The organism is Olivibacter ginsenosidimutans, assembly GCF_039542865.1.
GTDB lineage: Bacteria > Bacteroidota > Bacteroidia > Sphingobacteriales > Sphingobacteriaceae > Olivibacter > Olivibacter ginsenosidimutans.
Window position 1 is genome coordinate 67,386 of record NZ_BAABIQ010000033.1, and the last position, 16,328, is coordinate 83,713.

Sequence of the window (16,328 nt, forward strand, 5' to 3'; positions counted from 1 at the left end):
TATTGCAGGTTTCATTCGAGCTATTAATCTTTCTTATCTAATGTATCCAAAAACTGTTCCAATGAATATTCATCCGGATACAATACCTCCCGAGCTTTACTACCCTCAAACGGACCAACGATACCAGCAGCTTCTAATTGATCGATAATTCGGCCAGCTCTATTGTAACCTAATTTTAACTTACGTTGAATAAGGGAAGTAGAACCCTGTTGATGTAATACAATCAAACGAGCAGCTTCTTCAAACAATGCGTCACGATCATTTATAAGGTCAATATCGCTTAAACCACTACCATCACCACTTTCATCAACATATTCGGGAAGTAAAAAAGCTGAAGGATATCCCCGTTGAGAACCAATAAATTCAGATATTTCTTCTACCTCTGGTGTATCAACAAACGCACATTGTATACGAATAAGATCGCTCCCTGTGGCCAGCAACATATCTCCACGACCGATCAATTGATCAGCACCACCGGTATCTAATATCGTACGTGAGTCCACTTTAGATAATACCCGGAAAGCTAGTCGTGCCGGGAAATTGGCTTTTATGGTACCCGTAATAATATTTACAGAAGGACGCTGGGTAGCAATTACCAAATGTATACCAACTGCACGTGCCAATTGAGCCAGACGTGCAATCGGTGTCTCCACCTCCTTACCGGCAGTCATCATTAAATCGGCAAATTCATCCACAATCAACACGATGAAAGGCATAAAACGATGTCCTTCCTCAGGGTTAAGCCTTCTGTTAATAAACTTATTATTATATTCTCTCAAATTACGGACCTGCGCATTCTTTAGTAAATCATAGCGCTGGTCCATTTCGATACATAAGGAATTTAAGGTATTGATCACCTTTTTGGTATCGGTAATAATCGCCTCTTCTTCACCCGGTAGTTTTGCTAAAAAATGTCGTTCGATCGTTTTAAACAACGATAATTCCACTTTTTTAGGGTCAACCATGACAAATTTCAATTCCGCGGGATGTTTTTTATAAAGCAGGGAGGTAATAATAGCATTAATACCGACTGATTTACCTTGTCCGGTCGCACCAGCCACCAATAAGTGAGGCATTTTGGCCAAATCAGCAATGTATACCTCATTTGAAATCGTTTTTCCCAATGCGATGGGTAAATCCATGTCTGTATGCTGGAAACGTTCTGTAGCAATCACTCCACGCATAGCGACCATTTCTGGCTTAGTATTCGGTACTTCAATACCAATAGTTCCCTTACCTGGCATTGGTGCGATAATCCGGATACCTAGTGCAGCAAGACTTAAAGCGATATCATCCTCGAGATTCTTGATTTTTGAAATTCGGACTCCCGGTTTAGGAATAATTTCATAGAGTGTTACTGTTGGACCAATGGTTGCCTTAATTTTGTCAATCTCGATATTATAATTGCTTAATGTTTCGACAATTTTATCTTTATTGGCTTCAAGCTCTTCATTATTTACGACAATTTTTCCAGAGCCATAATCCTTAAGCAACTCTAAATGAGGGTACTGATAACCAGACAAATCGAGCTTCGGATCATATTGCCCAAACTGCTCAACTAAGGCATCTGCCGGACTTAGCGTTTTCTCTTCTTTCACCTTTTCTACCGTTAGATTTGGTGTTGGCACAGTTGGCGATTCCTTTAATGAATTAACCGCATGTTCTTCTTTGGGGGGCTGTTCTTGATTCGGTAACGGTTGCAACTCAAAAGCCGGTCCATTGGCTGGACGAGCATCATCCGTACTTCTTTTAGCCTTAACCTCTAAATTTTGTGCAAGTCGTTCGGTATTTTGATCATTTGATCGCTGGCTATCATTTCTCAACGAATTCCGTTGGTTAGCTGGAATGATTGTATTCTCCGTTACACCGTCATCATCATCTTCTTCATCTAATTCCTCTTCCCCAGTTGCAAAAAAGTCATCATCCCCATTGGATAATATTGTTTTCTTTTTCCGTTCCGGAATCTTAAAATCAATATTAAACGCAATGATTAGCGCTGTTAATCCAATAAATAAAAGTAGGGCGCCCACTCCCGCAGATCCTACTTGGGCCTGTAGGATTTTATTTGACCAGAAACCGAACGATCCCTCCAGAAAATGTGGATAATCAATTATAAAGCCATGAAAATAACCAATAGTAACCGAAATAAACAATAAAAGAAAAAAACCATAACCAAAAACTTTGTCTAATGGCAGTAATTTTACCTTAAACAATAGCCTATAACCAATGATAAAAAAAACACCAATGAACAAAAAAGACGAAATTCCAAACCATTCAAAGATGAACTGATTAGCTAGAAGTGCCCCTAATTTACCCAACCAATTTTCAACTACTACCTCTTTGAAACCTAGGCTTTCCAATTCTTCGCGGGTTTTGAATAAAGTACCCCATCCTCCATTGGCATCGGAAACATAGCTTTGATCATTTTGCCAAGTGAATAAATAAGATGTGAAGGCTATTAAAAAGTAGAGGGATAAAACCAAAAAAAACAAACCAGCAATCTTCACTGCTTTGCTATGTTCAAAATTAAATTTTTTAGATACTTTACTCCGTTTAATTGACGGTTCGCTACGGGAAGTCCTGGAACCGTTGGTATTACGGGCCCTTCCTTCGCCTTTTATGGTATTAGATCTGAATTGATTTCCTTGTAAAGACATTAAAGCAAAATTCTTTGGTACAAACTTATGGATTTTTTTGGACGTAAAATCACCGCCTGCTATAAAATTTCCAAAAGCGAATGTAGCATTTATCGTTTTATAAACGTTAAATATGAATAAAGATTTATTGGTATACGTTTTATCAACTAGCATGGACATAACCGGTTTATTAAAAAAGAAAAAAAACAAGTGGATTTATTTATTTAGCGTAATCATTGCTACATTATTCTTAAGCTCCTGCCTCAAGGATAATGATGGAGAGAATGGAGATATCCCCGCTGCATTGGTTTCCTTTGTGCATTCATCACCCGATGCTGGAGAACTAATTGTTGGCGTTAATGGCTATCAGGTGAACACACAATCATTCAAATTTGGCGATCGTATTATTTATCAATATGTTTATCCCGGAGGCAATCAGTTTCAGATAAACGATGCTTCCAGCAATAAAAAATTAGATGCTAAAAACTGGAATTTGGAGGGCGGTGCATGTTATTCCATCTTTGCTGTTGATCGGCTAGACACCATTCAATTACTTGGGGTAAAAGATTTTTATGTCAACGACGTTCCTAAAGATGGATTTGCAAAAGTGCGTTTTATTAATCTTTGTCCAGACTCCGTATCATTAGATCTAAAAGCAAACGATATTGATACCCTTTTGGCCAGCCAGAAAAAATTTAAACAAAACACCACCTTTGGCGATATCAAAGCAGACGATAATACAAGTTATGATATAACCATTGTTAATCATGCAACAGGATCACCGCTTCACAAGACTACTTTTAAGCCAAAGCAAGGACAATATTATACCATAATGGCGGCAGGCCTTATGGATACAGAGGTAGAAGCACAAAAGTTGAACGCTTTTATTCTCAAACACGATTAGGTTGATTGATGTCCATCACTTCCCAACAGATGGACTGCCGCCCTCCCCTTGGGCGGCTTTTTTATGGACAATAAATAAAATTTGTTTTTTTAACTTATTAATTTTACCTTTGCACCTTCTTTAGACAATGAAGTCTAACGTTTTTTGAATTTCATGAACCCATTTAGTCAATTGGGAATCCGTCATGATATTGTTAATGCCATTACAGAGTTAGGTTTTGAAAAACCTACCCCCATCCAGGAGCAAGCCATTCCGGCGCTTCTTACAGGCAGCAGCGATTTTGTCGGATTAGCCCAAACAGGAACCGGTAAAACCGCAGCATTTGGCCTGCCGTTGTTAGAATTATTAGACTTTTCGCAAAACACGCCACAGGCGTTGGTATTATGTCCAACTCGTGAGTTATGTTTGCAAATTGCTAATGACATTAAAAAATTTTCGAAGAATACCCCTAATGTTCATGTTGTTGCCGTATACGGTGGCGCGAATATTAGTGACCAATTACGTCAGATTCGTCGTGGTGTGCAACTGGTTGTTGCCACCCCTGGCCGGATGCTTGACATTATCGGTCGTAAGGCAATCGATTTTTCGGGAGTACGATATGTCGTATTGGATGAAGCGGATGAAATGCTCAACATGGGCTTTCAAGAAGACATTAATGATATCCTTTCTACTACTCCCGAAGAGAAAAAAACATGGCTATTCTCAGCCACTATGCCAACAGAAGTTCGGCGTATCGCAAAAAATTACATGACCGATCCGTTTGAACTCACCGTAGGAACAAAGAATACTGGTAATGCCAATATTGATCACGAATATTACATTGTAAGACCTCGGGATAAATATGCAGCCTTTAAGCGTATTGTAGATTTTAATCCGGAAATTTTTGGAATCGTCTTTTGTCGGACTAAAATTGAAACGCAGGAGATTGCAGAAGCGTTGATAAAAGACGGTTATAATGCTGATTCGTTGCATGGCGATCTTTCCCAGCAACAACGAGATAAAGTGATGAAGCGTTATCGTGAACGGAACTTGCAATTGTTGATTGCAACCGACGTTGCTGCAAGAGGAATTGACGTAAACGATGTTACCCACGTAATCAATTTTTCATTACCTGATGAAATAGAGAATTATACGCACCGTAGCGGCCGTACGGCTCGCGCGGGTAAAACCGGTGTATCGATTGCCTTGATCACCTCCAAAGAATTAGGTAAAATCCGCCAAATTGAACGCGTGATAGGTAAACAGTTTGTTAAAGCGGAAATACCTAATGGTTTTGATGTATGCGAAAAGCAATTATTTGCCCTTGTACATAAGGTTAAATCGGTAGAAGTAAACGATGATCAAATTGGGCAATATTTGCCTCGAATCATGGACGAGTTTGCTGATTTTTCCAAAGAAGATGTTATTAAGCATTTCGCTAGTTTGGAATTTAATCGTTTCCTAGATTACTATGAAAATGCTCCTGATTTAAATGTAGCTGCCAATGAAACTCGTGGAGACCGTGGAGGAAGGAATGATCGATTTGGCCGGGATGGATATAAATCAGATTATACGCGTTTATTTATCAACCTTGGTTCTGTTGATGATTTTACACGCGGAGACATGCTTGGTTTTATCTGTAACCATACTCAAATTAACGGTAAATCCATTGGTAAAATTGATTTAAAAGGCGTATATACTTTCTTTGAAGTAGAAAACGGTGTAGTTGATAAGATTATGCATGGTTTTGATCATGTCGATTTCAACGGGCGTTCTGTACGTGTTGAAATGGCGGGCGACCGTGATGGTGGTGGAGGTAGAAGTGGTGGCAGAAGCCGTTCTTCATCCCGAGGAGGCAGTAGCAGCCGTAGTCGCGATAGAGGAAGAACTGAGGGAGGAAATGGAAGTGGATTCCGTGACTTCTCTGGCAAACGCCGTGAACGAAAAAGTGAGAAAAAAAGATGGTAGTTCGTACCATTTCGTAATAAAAAAGGCTTCTTATTTATATAGAAGCCTTTTTTTATTTGGAAGATGACAAAGGAAAGCTAAAACAACTATTTGGGTTTGATATCAGTACCCCACAGCGGTATCATCCCCCCGAATATCTGCTCCTCCCGTTAACTTATTGTTCGAATTCACCAATATCGCATCAACTCTTCCAATGCTCGCCCTTGGCGTAATGGTATGTCCCTTTCCTGTAAGGCGTTCCCGAACAGCAGGAGCTATTGCCTTATCTTCTACAAAAATTTCGTCCGGCATCCATTGATGATGGAATCGAGCCGCATTCACGGCCGATTGGATATCCATCTTGAAATCAATAACGTTGATTATCGTTTGAAAAACGGAAGTAATAATGGTTGATCCTCCAGGAGTGCCCAGTACCATAAAAAGTTTATTATCTTTCATTAAAATGGTAGGGCTCATGGCGCTTAACATCCGTTTTCCAGGCGCTATTTCGTTAGCCTTTCCTCCCAACAAGCCGTATAAATTGGGTACGCCAGGTTTTATGGAAAAATCATCCATTTCATCATTCAGCAAAAATCCGGCACCTTGTACCACTACTTGAGATCCATAGGAATTATTTAATGTCGTGGTGATCGCTACCGCATTGCCATCTTTATCAACGATTGAAAAATGAGTGGTTTGTTCACTTTCATCGGTTTTTGGATGACCTGCCTTCACTTCGCTGCTTGGTGTTGCACGATCAAAATTCATATCGCTCATACGTTCACGCTGATAGGCGGTATCTAATAAGCCTCGTACAGGCACTGCATAAAAATCGGGATCACCTAAATGCTCGGCTCGATCTGCATAGACCCTCCTTTCGGCCTCTACCATTAATTGAACAGTAGAGTCTGTTTGAAATCCCCATTTGGCTAAAGGATACGGTTCTACTGCTTTCAATAAAGACACCACTGCTATTCCTCCGCTGGAAGAAGGTGGCATGGATATCACCTGATAACCACGATAATCACCGATAATGGGCTTACGCCATATCGATTGATAATTTTTTAAATCATCATAGCTAACGATGCCGTTACCACGCTTCATCTCTTCCAACAGCAAAAAGGCGGTTCTTCCCTCATAAAAGCCTGCCCTACCTTTGTCTTTTATAAGTTTCAAGGTATGAGCAAGATCTTTTTGTACCAATAAATCACCTTCCTTCCATTCCCCTTTCTTTTTAATTAAGGCTGTGCCAGATGGGTTAAAACGTTGAAAAGTCTCTTTACGCAAATTCAATTCTTCTGCTTGCATGGCAGTTATCGGGAAGCCTTTTCTAGCTAAATCTATGGCTGGTTGTAGCAATTCACCCCACGACAACTTAGCATATTTTTCGTGCGCTTTAACCATGCCATCAACAACACCAGGTACACCCACCGATAATTGTCCATCTAGACTTAGACGTTCAATGGGATTGCCTTCTGTATCTAAGTACATATCGCGATCTGCGTTACGTGGAGCTGTTTCCCGAAAGTCAAGTGCGGCCAATTCATTATTGCCCGATCGGTAGACCATAAATCCACCCCCTCCTATATTACCGGCATTTGGATAAACTACTGCTAACGCAAATTGCACAGCAATGGCTGCATCCACCGCATTGCCGCCTTTTTTTAGGATTTTCAAACCAACCTTCGAAGCTAATGGATGTGCAGAAACAACCATACCATTTCGATATTCGGGTATCGTTTGCGCGTAGCAATCGACACGTAAACAGAGGAAAAGCCCAACAAGCAAAATACTGCTTTTCTTATTGATATACCGCGAAATCCTATTCATAAGCGTATCATTAGAGGTTAATCATTAGGTTTCTTCAAGTTAACTGTTCAGCAAGTAATTTTATCTCCACATGAGGAGAATGCTTTTCATATAAAATTGCATAAACCGCTCTACATATTGGTATATCAACCCTATACGTTTTATTAATCTCATGAATGCATTTTGAAGCATAATAACCTTCAGCAATCATATTCATTTCTAATTGTGCAGATTTTACAGTATACCCCTTACCAATCATATTTCCAAAGGTTCTATTCCTACTAAATTGGGAATAAGCTGTTACCAGCAGATCGCCTAAGTAAGCAGACTCATTAATGTCTCGGCCAATTGGATGCACTTTAGCCACGAATCGTGCCATTTCGCGTATAGCATTTGAAATTAATACGGCTTGAAAATTATCGCCATAACCGATACCATGGCATATTCCACTAGCAACTGCATAGATGTTTTTAAGAACAGCACCATACTCTGTCCCATAAATATCGTCAGACAAAATAGTTTTAATATACCTGGTACATAGTAAATCGGCAAATAAAGTAGCCGTATCTGTTGCTGCTGAAGCTATGGTTAAGTAGGATAGCTTTTCAAGCGATACTTCTTCTGCGTGACAAGGCCCACTAATTACGGCAATATGAGCCAATGGAACATCGAAGACAGTTTGCAGGTAATCTCCAACTAATTGATTTTCTTCTGGAATAATTCCCTTGATGGCACTAATCATACGTTTGCCTGCCAATTGCTCGGAAGCTATACTTTCTAAAGTATTTTTTAAAAATGCTGCTGGAATACTCCATATTATTACATCACAAGATGCAATCACGTGTACAAGATCATCCGTTATTTGTGCAGAAGGGATTTTAACCTCTATTGCACTTAAATAATTGGGATTGTGGTGATATTGCCGAATATAGTTTATGGCATCTTTATTACGCATCCACCAAAAAATACTTTTTTCCTGATCATTATCACTTAACATTTTCACCAGGGCCGTTGCCCAACTACCACCGCCTATTACCGCTACGTTTATTTTTCTTTGCATATAAAAACCACCAGGTCTATAATGAAGCCAAATTAAACATTTTTGACGAATAGCTTACCATTAAACTGGAATAAGCCTTTTGAAATTATTTTTGTGGTTGTGTAACCTCCATTTTCTCTGCGAAGTGTGCGCAATAATCCCGCAAATCTCCAATAACAGCTTCTGCTAATGGATCGCTTCCTGCAGCTCGTAGAAAAGAATCGCCCATGGTTTGAAGGGTTTCATAGAAAAATCGCTTCATTTCATCCAATGGCATATCTTTTGTCCATAGATCAATACGTAAGGCATTCTTATAATGATGGTCCCATAAGGCTAAAAAGAAGGCTTTACTTGGTAAAGCCTCTTTATTATCTCCCTCCGTCGATTCCCACGTTATCTGTTGAGGGATATTAGCATCGTCTAGGTCTATTGTTAGTTTAATTTCTGCTGTTCTCATTTCTTAAAAATTATATCGGGCTAATTTAGCACAGGGTAATTATATTAAAAATAATAATTTACTTTCTTTTCTTTTTTTTCCGTAAAAAGAAATAAAAACCGAGAAGCTTGCGACGAGCTCATAGATACCTTAAAAACAACCATTTTATGCATAAACTCCCGCCGTAGATTTTGCTACAATGGTAGTGCTCCCTAGAAACCTTAAATTTATCACATTAGTCCGATTACCCAAATGATTAGCAGGGTAAATGCGACGAAACCTATTTCTGTTAGCCAAACCCGCTTCATTGTTCTGAAAAAAAATCGAAAAAATTGATCAGCTACCACCATCACCATGACCAATAAGAAACTCATTAATCCAACTTTCCATTCCAACGAGCTCAAAAGTACTTGTCCGAATAGCCACGCTAACCAAACAGCACAAACGATATTAAGGGGTGTTATGCGTAAATTTCTCATCGGTAACGTTTCGGATGATTCGTCTTCTTCCTCGTATTTTCCTTTTTGTGCTTATTTGTTTTAAGGTTTGTTGCCTTTTTTTCATGAAATGCACCCTTAAAATCGGGATTGTCTTTTCGTTTCTGCGCATCAATTTCTCTGGCAATAGCTTGTTGTTCTTCAAAGCCCGTTTTTTCCACAGTGACGGCTGCAGGGATTTCTTCAACAGGTATCGTTTGCCTAATCAGTTGTTCAATTTTGCGAACGTAATATTGTTCGGCAGGATTACAAAAACTAATGGCTACGCCACTTTTATAAGCGCGGCCTGTCCGGCCAATACGATGGACATAATCTTCAATTACGATCGGTATATCAAAATTAATGACATGACTTACATCCGTAACGTCAAGTCCACGTGCAGCAACATCTGTGGCCACCAAAATTCTAATTTTCCCTTCTTTAAAAGCAGTAATGGAATTTATCCGTGTATTTTGGCCTTTATTGGCATGAATAACACGAACAGCATCTTCTCCATATTTTCTGTGAAGAAAGTGGTACACATTATCTGCCGTTGTTTTGGTTTTGCAAAAAATGATCAAACGGTGATAATCTTGATCATCTTGCAGCAAATATTGCAACAAATTAATTTTGGTTTTAAGATTTGGAACAAGATAGATTTGCTGCGTAACGGTATGCGCTGGAGTAGCCTGAGGGGCCACTTCAATAACTGTTGGAAAAGCAAGAAAATCTCCAGCTATCTTGTGCACCAGCTCACTCATCGTTGCCGAAAAGAGTAAATTTTGCCGTTTTCGGGGGACGACTTCTAAAATGCGGTGGATTTTTCCAATAAAGCCCATATCCATCATTTTATCCGCTTCATCGAGAACGAGAAACTTTATTAATTTTGGTTGGATATGTTGTGCCAAGTAAAGATCCAAAAAACGTCCAGGGGTTGCTACTATAATATCTACTCCCTTTTTAAGCGCTTCAATCTGTGTTTTAGGACCTAACCCACCATATAATACTACGGTACGCAAGTCAGTATATTTCGCAAATAGTTCGATATTTTCCGCTATTTGCATGGCTAGTTCCCGTGTTGGCGATAAGATGAGGGCACGTGGATCATTTCCCTGTGCATATTTAAGTTTCATCAACATCGGCAGCACGTAAGCCGCTGTTTTTCCGGTACCTGTTTGGGCAATACCCATCACATCCTGACCTGCTAATATGGGGGGTATCGCCTTTTGCTGTATCGGTGTAGGCGTCGTATAACCCGCATCGCTTATTGCATTTAACAACTGCTTATTGAACTTAAACGCATCAAAGGATTTGTTCATAGCCCACAAATATAGCGAATAGATAGGAACTTGTGAAAGAAAGAAAGTTTATCTAAGTTTGATGCAATATATTATAAAAGCATCCACTATGTCGTCTATATTAATTAAAGCCGCTACCATCGTTAATGAAGGAAAAATCTATCGAGCCGATTTATATTTGAATCACGGAATCATTGAAATGATTGCCCATGAAATCAACCACCCAGCCGATCGGGTCATCCAAGCAGAAGGCCTTTACTTATTACCAGGCCTGATTGATGACCAAGTTCATTTTAGAGAACCGGGCTTAACAGACAAAGCAGACATATGGCACGAAAGCAGAGCGGCTGTAGCCGGTGGAACGACAAGCTTTATGGAGATGCCTAATACCATTCCCAATACACTTACACAGGATTTATTGGAAGATAAATATCAGATCGCTGCCAAAAATTCACTAGCCAATTATTCCTTTTATATGGGTGCGGCGAATGATAACTTGGAAGAAGTACTTAAAACCGATCCTAAACGGGTTTGTGGCGTCAAAGTATTTATGGGTTCATCTACAGGCAACATGTTAGTTGATAATGAACAGACCTTAGAAGGAATTTTCAAAGAAGTTCCGTTGTTAATCGCTACCCATTGTGAAGACGAAGCAACCATCCGAGCAAATGTAAAGCGTTTCCAAGAAGAAAATGATGAATTAACGATAGCTATGCATCCACTAATTCGTTCTGCAGAAGCTTGTTATCGGTCATCATCGCATGCGGTTTCCTTAGCCCAAAAGTTTGGTACGCGTTTACATATTTTACATATTTCTACTGCTAAAGAGATCAGCTTATTTCGTAATGATCTTCCGTTAAATGAAAAGAAAATTACGGCAGAGGCCTGTATTCATCATTTATGGTTTTCTGATGCAGATTACAAAACCAAGGGAAATTTTATCAAATGGAATCCGGCGGTAAAGACAAAACAAGACCAAGAAGCTATCTTCCAAGCCGTGCGAGATGGGCATATTGATGTGATCGCTACCGATCATGCACCACATACAATTGCCGAAAAATCGCGGCCTTATGCAACTGCTCCCTCTGGTGGTCCGTTAGTACAACATGCCTTACAGGCTTTACTTGATTGCTACCATGAAGGTAAGATCAGTTTGGAACAAATCGTCCAAAAAACAGCTCATAATACCGCAATCTGTTTTCAGATAGCAAATAGAGGTTACATTCGGGAAGGATATGCTGCCGATCTTGTACTAGTCGATTTGAACAAACCCTATACGGTAAATAAAGCTAATATTTTATCCAAGTGTGGCTGGTCTCCATTTGAAGGACATACTTTCCGTTCATCCATTACCCATACCATTGTTTCAGGCAATCTAGCTTTTGAAAATGGTCATATAGTAAATAATGAGCCAGGAAAACGACTGTTATTTGAACGGGATTAAGGTATTGTTTACATTCGTCATTTCGCACGCAATGGAGGGATCTATCCAACAAACAAATCCTTCGACCATGCTCGGGATGACGAATAAGATGCTACGCCTGATATGATAGTAGCAAATTTTTAGAAGCTAAAAATGGATAAAAGAAATTTTCTTCGGACGCTCGGAACCGGATTAGCCTGCACGGCCACCTTATCCCCGCAATTAATTTGGGGTGCTGAAGGTAATTACCATATGGCCCCTATTTATCCTAAGTTATTAAAGAAGGGAGATACGGTAGGTATCATCTGCCCTTCCGGCGCCATTGATGATCAGTTATCCTTTATGTTAGCTCAGGAAACGTTTGAAGCCCTTGGTTTTAACGTAAAGTGGGGAGATCACGTACATGAACGTCTTGGGCATTTGGCAGGAACGGATCAAGCTAGATTGGCTGATTTACATCAGATGTTTGAAGACGATGAAATAAAAGCTATTATATGCATGAGGGGTGGTTCCGGTGCTGCTCGATTGTTGGATAAAATTGATTACCAGCTAATCCGGCGACATCCAAAAATTTTCCTGGGGTATAGTGACATCACTTCCCTGCATGCTGCTATCCATAGTCAGACCGGCCTGATTACCTTCCATGGGGCTGTGGGCATTAGTTCTTGGACAGTTAGCTTGGCCAAGCAATTTGAGCAGCTGTTTATTGTTGGAAAACCTACACGGTATGAAAATCCTTTAGACAAAGGAAATAACCTTATTCCTACACAAAATAGGATACAGACGATCACATCAGGTACTGCAAGTGGTAAATTATTAGGTGGAAACTTATCGGTATTGACTAGTATCGCTGGTTCAGCTTATTTTCCAGATTTTACAGATAGTATTTTATTCTTAGAAGAGGTATCGGAAGAGTTGTATCGGATAGAACGTATGTTCTGCCAATTAAGGCTAACGGGTGCGTTAACAAAGATTAAGGGCTTTATCTTTGGGCAATGTACCGATTGTAATCCGGCAGGCGGATATGGATCACAAAACCTGGATCAAATCTTAGAAGAATACATCAAACCCCTACAAATACCTGCTTATCAAGGAGCTATGATTGGCCATATAAGTAATCAATTTATATTACCCGTAGGGGCAACAATTGCAATGAATGCCAATACAGGCACATTTGTTGTGGCAGAAAAAGTGTTTCGTTAACACATGAATTAAGCCGGAAAAAGTTCGGCTCTTAAACACAGCCGTTATGAAAGGATTAACCATCAGTTTATTATTATTGCTAACAACGATGATTTCCTGTCAACAAAAAAAAGGAGAAGACAAGGTTATGTATAGCCCAGATACACTCATGCTCTCAAAAGCTTTTGAGACATTTAAAGAACCCCGTCTTTCTCAACGACGTTTTAATCACCAGGTTATTGAACCGCTGATTTTAAAAAGAAAAGATAGTCCTTTATTTCAAGTTAGTACATTAGGGCATTCGGTACAGAAACGCACGCTTTATCAGCTACACTATGGAAAAGGAAGCAAAAAAGTCATGCTATGGTCTCAAATGCATGGAAATGAAAGCACAGCGACCATGGCCTTATTTGATCTTTTGAATTTCCTGGAGGGCGAAAACGATAGCTATGATTCGATTAGAAACTTATTGAACGAAAAGACCAGTTTGTTTTTTTTGCCTATGATTAATCCCGATGGTGCAGAAATTTTTAATCGCAGAAATGCTTTGGATATTGATTTAAATCGAGATGCACGGGCAACGGCCAGCCCAGAGTCAAAGATTCTTAAAGCAGCCGCAGAAGCTAACAAACCTGATTTTGGTTTTAATCTGCATGATCAGCACATTTATTATAATGTACCGGGCACGGGTAATCCTGCTACCATTTCTTTTCTGGCTCCGGCCTATAATTACGAGAAAGATATCAACGATGTTCGGGGAAGGGCCATGCAGTTAATTGTAGGTATGAACCAGCTCTTACAGCACTATATTCCCAACGGCGTAGCCAAATATGATGATACGCATGAACCGAGGGGTTTTGGAGATAATTTTCAAAAGTGGGGTGCCAGTACGGTACTCATTGAGTCTGGCGGATATAAAGGTGATCCGGAAAAACAATATATCCGCAAGTTGAACTTTATGATCCTATTAAATGCGTTAATCGAAATAGCGAAAGGAAGTTATGAACAATACCATCGAGACGATTATCAAGCTATTCCTGAAAATGCTTCGAAATTATGCGATCTATTGATTAAAAACATTACGGCAGAAAGAGATTCGGTTACCTATCCTGTAGATTTGGCTATAAAAAGGGATGAAATCACGGCGCCGGATAGTGTCTTCTACGTTCGTGGCCGAATCGACGATGTGGGTGATTTGAAAGAATCATTTGGCTATCAGGAATTAGATGCAAAGGGTTTAACATTCATGAAGGGAAAGCTTTATCCAACACCTTATAATACGGTAGACGAGCTCAATTCGAGCAAGGTAATGGATCTTCTAAGGCAAGGATATTTTGCCATTCAGTTAAGAAATATCGCTGCTAATAGACATTATAGTTTACCTGTTTTACTTAGTGGTAACGGACTGATTTATGGAAACAGTCCGACATTAGGCAGTCAAGCCAATTTCTTCTTAGCCAAAGATGGTCAACCTGTCTACGCAATCGTGAATGGTTATTTGATTGATTTAGCCAAAAGTCCCGACGAGGAATTTAGGAATTATATTCATCCATAAGCATTCCAACAATGGATAAGTGTATGCACGCAAAAATAAAACGGTTAAACAAGTAAACTACCTCTTGGGTTGAAATAGTTTACTTGTTAACTTATTTGTATTCTGGTTCTTAGATAACAGCTGCAATGTAATCGGGATGGCGTATTTATGCCTTCTGTTTTATTTATCCAATAGTCATTTTTAGTATTTTGGGTTTTGCTGCTCTCCGATACCCGGATTAGCATTGATTTCATCCTGTGAAATAGGCAAAATCGTTTTATAAAAAGTTCTGTCGATCGTTTTTTCTCTTTGAGCGACAGGTATATTCCCAAATTCGTCATTAAATGTGATGGATTTATTCAATCGTATCATATCAAAGAAACGCTGCCCTTCTCCAAAGAGTTCCTTACTCCGTTCATCTAGCACCATATCCAAGGTAATGTTAGCCGCGGTAGTCTCCGGTAAATTGGGTGATCGTTTCCGAATAGCATTTAGGTAAGTCGCTGCTAAGGCTTTATCGCTTTGCAAAGCCGCTTCGGCTGCAATCAAGTATACTTCCGATAAACGAATCACTTTGATATTAACGGCAGTAGGGGTAGATTTCCCATCACCTACCTTATCAATACTACCGGAGTATTTATAACAAGCGCCCAATCTTGTTTTGGACGTTTCATCATAGCTCATGATGCCCCATCGCACATCCTGATCATCTTGACCTAAACGAGTCAAGTAATAATCACTCGCCATAAACCACCCTGCTGCACTCGAAGAACCATCACTTTTACGTCTAAGGTAAAATCCCAATGAACTTGTTCCCAGATCAGATTCATTGGGGAATATACCTAATTCGAAAATGGATTCTGAACCAAACTGTTGCTTCCAGGAATCTACCCATTGGGCATTACTGTACAAGGTATACACATCACTGTTAATGATCTCTTCAGCGGCAGCTAAAGCTGCTGGATAGTTTTCCATATAGAGATATACCCTAGCCTGCAAAGCCTTATTAGCATAATAATTCAAATAGCCATCTGTTTTAGATTTAGATAACAGTGGTGAAGCGGCTGTCAGATCATTAACTATCTGTTGATAGTTCTCCTCAACAGTGGCTCTTAAAGGTTGCGCATAAGGCTCCAATGTAGACGTAATATTCGGCACACCGTAAGCAGTTTTATCATCGGTGTAGGCTTTTCCATATAAACGTACCAAGTCGAAATACATCATCGCCCGTGCCGTTAGGGCCTGTCCTTTATACGTATCGAAGTCTTCCGTGGTACCATTCGCTTCCAATTTATCTATCCCTTCTAATAAATTATTGGCTTGTAGAATACCGTTATAAATAGACGACCAAAAGCCTGAATAACTATTAGTCGTCACGGTATGGTTAAAAGTATACAAGGCGTCCAATCCTCTTCCCTGCATATAAATCGTAAGATCTCCTCCTTTTACGTCTCCATACATTATAAAATTCCTTCCGTAATATTCAACACTAGTCATTTGACGCATCAGTCCGTTGATCATCACTTCGGCATCAGCTGCCGTTTGGATAGCTGTTTCGGAGTCTCCCGAATTCGTAGGTTCTACCTCTAGGAAATCTTTGCAGGAATAACATCCAAATAACAATAGCAGCATTCCTATATTTTTTATTGTATTCATGGCATTAAA

General features: G+C 39.7%; 12 protein-coding genes. 5 read left to right on the top strand and 7 right to left on the bottom strand.

The window, feature by feature from the left end:
* Window positions 1–23: 23 nt before the first annotated feature.
* Window positions 24–2,657, bottom strand: coding sequence for an FtsK/SpoIIIE family DNA translocase (locus tag ABD930_RS11145; protein ID WP_345231796.1), 2,634 nt, complete (start codon window positions 2,655–2,657; stop codon window positions 24–26).
* A 112-nt stretch (window positions 2,658–2,769) separates the two neighbouring features.
* On the opposite strand from ABD930_RS11145, the gene ABD930_RS11150 reads away from it, so the two are divergent.
* Both ABD930_RS11150 and ABD930_RS11155 read left to right on the top strand, forming a co-directional pair.
* On the top strand, window positions 2,770–3,540 hold the full coding sequence (locus ABD930_RS11150) for a DUF4397 domain-containing protein (RefSeq protein WP_345231797.1): 771 nt from the start codon (window positions 2,770–2,772) through the stop codon (window positions 3,538–3,540).
* 153 nt (window positions 3,541–3,693) lie between these two features.
* Window positions 3,694–5,487, top strand: coding sequence for a DEAD/DEAH box helicase (locus tag ABD930_RS11155; protein ID WP_345231798.1), 1,794 nt, complete (start codon window positions 3,694–3,696; stop codon window positions 5,485–5,487).
* Window positions 5,488–5,589: 102 nt separating this feature from the next.
* Here the strand turns inward: ABD930_RS11155 and ggt are convergent, their stop codons facing one another.
* The 5 genes from ggt to ABD930_RS11180 all read right to left on the bottom strand — a co-directional run bounded on the left by ggt (window position 5,590) and on the right by ABD930_RS11180 (window position 10,545).
* Window positions 5,590–7,296 (bottom strand): gamma-glutamyltransferase, encoded by a 1,707-nt coding sequence (gene ggt / locus ABD930_RS11160; protein WP_345231799.1) that lies wholly within the window; start codon window positions 7,294–7,296, stop codon window positions 5,590–5,592.
* Window positions 7,297–7,330: 34 nt separating this feature from the next.
* Window positions 7,331–8,335 carry an NAD(P)H-dependent glycerol-3-phosphate dehydrogenase gene (locus ABD930_RS11165; RefSeq protein ID WP_345231800.1) on the bottom strand — a complete coding sequence of 335 codons (1,005 nt, stop codon included), beginning with the start codon at window positions 8,333–8,335 and terminating at the stop codon, window positions 7,331–7,333.
* Between the two features lie 85 nt (window positions 8,336–8,420).
* The gene (gene gldC / locus ABD930_RS11170) at window positions 8,421–8,771 is read right to left on the bottom strand and encodes a gliding motility protein GldC (RefSeq protein WP_345231801.1); all 351 of its coding nucleotides are present in this window, start codon (window positions 8,769–8,771) and stop codon (window positions 8,421–8,423) included.
* A 209-nt stretch (window positions 8,772–8,980) separates the two neighbouring features.
* Window positions 8,981–9,229 carry a hypothetical protein gene (locus tag ABD930_RS11175; RefSeq protein WP_345231802.1) on the bottom strand — a complete coding sequence of 83 codons (249 nt, stop codon included), beginning with the start codon at window positions 9,227–9,229 and terminating at the stop codon, window positions 8,981–8,983.
* Entirely contained in the window at window positions 9,226–10,545 is a 1,320-nt protein-coding gene (locus ABD930_RS11180; protein ID WP_345231803.1) for a DEAD/DEAH box helicase, read from the bottom strand. Before ABD930_RS11180 ends, ABD930_RS11175 begins: the two co-directional genes overlap by 4 nt.
* 88 nt (window positions 10,546–10,633) lie before the next feature.
* Here ABD930_RS11180 and ABD930_RS11185 point away from each other — a divergent pair, with 88 nt between their 5' ends.
* The 3 genes from ABD930_RS11185 to ABD930_RS11195 all read left to right on the top strand — a co-directional run bounded on the left by ABD930_RS11185 (window position 10,634) and on the right by ABD930_RS11195 (window position 14,684).
* Window positions 10,634–11,968 carry a dihydroorotase gene (locus ABD930_RS11185; protein WP_345231804.1) on the top strand — a complete coding sequence of 445 codons (1,335 nt, stop codon included), beginning with the start codon at window positions 10,634–10,636 and terminating at the stop codon, window positions 11,966–11,968.
* A 132-nt stretch (window positions 11,969–12,100) separates the two neighbouring features.
* On the top strand, window positions 12,101–13,150 hold the full coding sequence (locus tag ABD930_RS11190) for a S66 peptidase family protein (RefSeq protein ID WP_345231805.1): 1,050 nt from the start codon (window positions 12,101–12,103) through the stop codon (window positions 13,148–13,150).
* A gap of 46 nt (window positions 13,151–13,196) precedes the next feature.
* Window positions 13,197–14,684, top strand: coding sequence for a M14 family zinc carboxypeptidase (locus ABD930_RS11195; protein ID WP_345231806.1), 1,488 nt, complete (start codon window positions 13,197–13,199; stop codon window positions 14,682–14,684).
* A gap of 180 nt (window positions 14,685–14,864) precedes the next feature.
* On the opposite strand, the gene ABD930_RS11200 is transcribed toward ABD930_RS11195, so the two are convergent.
* Window positions 14,865–16,319, bottom strand: a complete 1,455-nt coding sequence (locus ABD930_RS11200; protein WP_345231807.1) for a RagB/SusD family nutrient uptake outer membrane protein — start codon at window positions 16,317–16,319, stop codon at window positions 14,865–14,867.
* Window positions 16,320–16,328 lie beyond the last annotated feature (9 nt).

Coding starts and splice junctions, on each gene's coding strand:
- ABD930_RS11190 (WP_345231805.1), top strand. CDS start 12,101: ATGGATAAAAGAAATTTTCTTCGGACGCTCGGAACCGGATTAGCCTGC.
- ABD930_RS11175 (WP_345231802.1), bottom strand. CDS start 9,229: ATGAGAAATTTACGCATAACACCCCTTAATATCGTTTGTGCTGTTTGG.
- ABD930_RS11180 (WP_345231803.1), bottom strand. CDS start 10,545: ATGAACAAATCCTTTGATGCGTTTAAGTTCAATAAGCAGTTGTTAAAT.
- ABD930_RS11185 (WP_345231804.1), top strand. CDS start 10,634: ATGTCGTCTATATTAATTAAAGCCGCTACCATCGTTAATGAAGGAAAA.
- ABD930_RS11165 (WP_345231800.1), bottom strand. CDS start 8,335: ATGCAAAGAAAAATAAACGTAGCGGTAATAGGCGGTGGTAGTTGGGCA.
- ABD930_RS11150 (WP_345231797.1), top strand. CDS start 2,770: ATGAATAAAGATTTATTGGTATACGTTTTATCAACTAGCATGGACATA.
- ABD930_RS11145 (WP_345231796.1), bottom strand. CDS start 2,657: ATGTCTTTACAAGGAAATCAATTCAGATCTAATACCATAAAAGGCGAA.
- ggt (WP_345231799.1), bottom strand. CDS start 7,296: ATGAATAGGATTTCGCGGTATATCAATAAGAAAAGCAGTATTTTGCTT.
- ABD930_RS11155 (WP_345231798.1), top strand. CDS start 3,694: ATGAACCCATTTAGTCAATTGGGAATCCGTCATGATATTGTTAATGCC.
- gldC (WP_345231801.1), bottom strand. CDS start 8,771: ATGAGAACAGCAGAAATTAAACTAACAATAGACCTAGACGATGCTAAT.
- ABD930_RS11195 (WP_345231806.1), top strand. CDS start 13,197: ATGAAAGGATTAACCATCAGTTTATTATTATTGCTAACAACGATGATT.
- ABD930_RS11200 (WP_345231807.1), bottom strand. CDS start 16,319: ATGAATACAATAAAAAATATAGGAATGCTGCTATTGTTATTTGGATGT.